Raw genomic sequence first — 1,850 nt, 5'->3', positions numbered from 1 at the left:
CAGCCGCGCCAGTTCGATCCGCTCGGCGGCGAAGCGGTCAGCATTGAAATTCCGGGAGAGCAGCGCCGTCGGCGACCAGTCGAGCGCCACGTTGCGTGCGACCATCCAGGGGCCGGCGCGGTCCTCCAGCACGACATGATCGACCCTGAGCGCCCCCGACCAGATGCCTTCGATGCCAGCGACCGTAATCTTCCGGTCCTCGCTCGAGGCCATCTTCGAGATCAGGCCGGCGAGGTTCTGGCGGCCGCCTTCGGTGCCGGTCAGGACGACGAGAGCGCCGATAGCCACCACCAGCAGGACGAGCAGCGTGTAGATAATAATGCGGAGGATGCGCCAGAAAATCTTCATCGTCAGAACGCTTGGCCGATGCCGGCATAGATGCCGAAATGCGGATCGCCCGGATCGCGGTTGAGCGGCACCGCCGCGTCGATGCGAAGCGGCCCGAACGGGGTAATATAGCGCAGGCCGACGCCCGCGCCGACCTTAACATCCGAGAAATCCGGGAAGGATTTGATCGAGACCGTGCCGGCATCGACGAACGGAACAATGCCGACCGTGTCGGTGACGCCGATACGCATCTCCACCGAGGTTTCGAAGAAGGACAAGCCGCCGATCGGCTGGCCGTCAATATCCTTCGGGCCGATGCCCTGGTAGGAATAACCGCGCACCGAGCCGCCGCCGCCGGAATAGAAGCGCCGGTCGGCGGGCACGTTCTGCAGGCCGGTGCCGACGATCGAGCCCAGCGTTGCGCGTTCGGCCAGCACGAATCGGCTTGCCGTGTCCAGCGACTGATAGGTGTAGCCCTCGCCCTTCAGCTTCAGGAAGGTCGCGCCGTTCAATATGTCATAGCTCGGCTCGGCATAGGCGAGGAAGCGGAACCCCCTGGTCGGGTTCAGCTTGTTGTCGCGGTTGTCAAAGACATATTGCAGCGGCACGCTGGCGATCAGGTAGGTATGCTTGCCGAAAGCGTCGGTGATCCGCGAATAGTCGAGGTCGAATTCGGCCGAGACCCGCTGCTGCTTGTCGAGGTCGTAGGAAACGCCGACGTCGCCCTTGACCGAGAAATGGTCATAGGCATCGGGGTGCTCGAACACAGTCTTGACGCCGGTGAAGAATTTCGACGTCGGCCCGAGCACGCCCGGCTTCTCGAACATGACGCCGGCATTGTAGTTGAGCGCCGAAAGGCTGTTGCTGCCGATGCCGCTGATGGACCCGTCGATACGCAGCTTCTCGGCCTGGCCGAACAGGTTGCGGTGTCCCCAATAGCCTTCCAGCCCGAGCCCTTCGGTATTCGAAAACGTGCCGCCGAGGCCGAAAAAGCGCGGCTTGCGCTCGCTGACCTGGACGTCGATCGGGATATTGCCGTTGGCGTCGAGGCTGTCGCCTTCCTTGATGGTCACGCTGTTGAAGACCTCGAGGCCGAGCAGCCGGTCGCGGGCATCGTCGATCTCCTGCGGCGAATATTGCTGGCCCCGCTTCAGCCCGGTCATGTATTCGGTGAAGTCGCGATCGACCTTTTCCGTGCCCTCGACTGTCGTGTCGCCATAAGCGGCGACCGGGCCGGCGGCCACCGTGAGCGTGACGTCCAGCGTCGAGCTTGCATGCTCGGCGACTATCTCGCGGTCTGTGATCTTTGCAAGCGGCCTGCCCTCGTCCTTCAGCGCCCGCACAATCAGGGCCTCGGCCTTGAGCACGGCGCCGGAGCCGGCATCGCCGCCGGCGATCAGCCCGAAATCGGCGCTCGCCAGCCCCGCGGCATCGCCCTTCAGCCGGATATTGCCCAATGTGAATTTCGCCCCGGGCGCGACGCTGATGACGACCGGAATGGGCTGCGGCCCCTTGAATTCGGC

The 1,850-nt window shown here is 63.9% G+C and carries 2 protein-coding genes; both read right to left on the bottom strand.

The genetic code is table 11. From position 1 onward, the window contains the following. On the bottom strand, window positions 1-348 hold a 348-nt coding region (locus tag EOA27_RS34675; protein WP_145970768.1), incomplete at its 3' end, for a hypothetical protein. Window positions 349-350: 2 nt separating this feature from the next. After that, the coding region (locus EOA27_RS34670; RefSeq protein ID WP_145970767.1) for an autotransporter assembly complex family protein at window positions 351-1,850 on the bottom strand (1,500 nt) is incomplete at its 5' end.

The organism is Mesorhizobium sp. M2A.F.Ca.ET.037.01.1.1, assembly GCF_003998075.1.
Lineage (GTDB): Bacteria > Pseudomonadota > Alphaproteobacteria > Rhizobiales > Rhizobiaceae > Mesorhizobium.
Note: the sequence above shows the minus strand (reverse complement) of the source record. Positions and strands in the feature narration are given on the sequence as shown.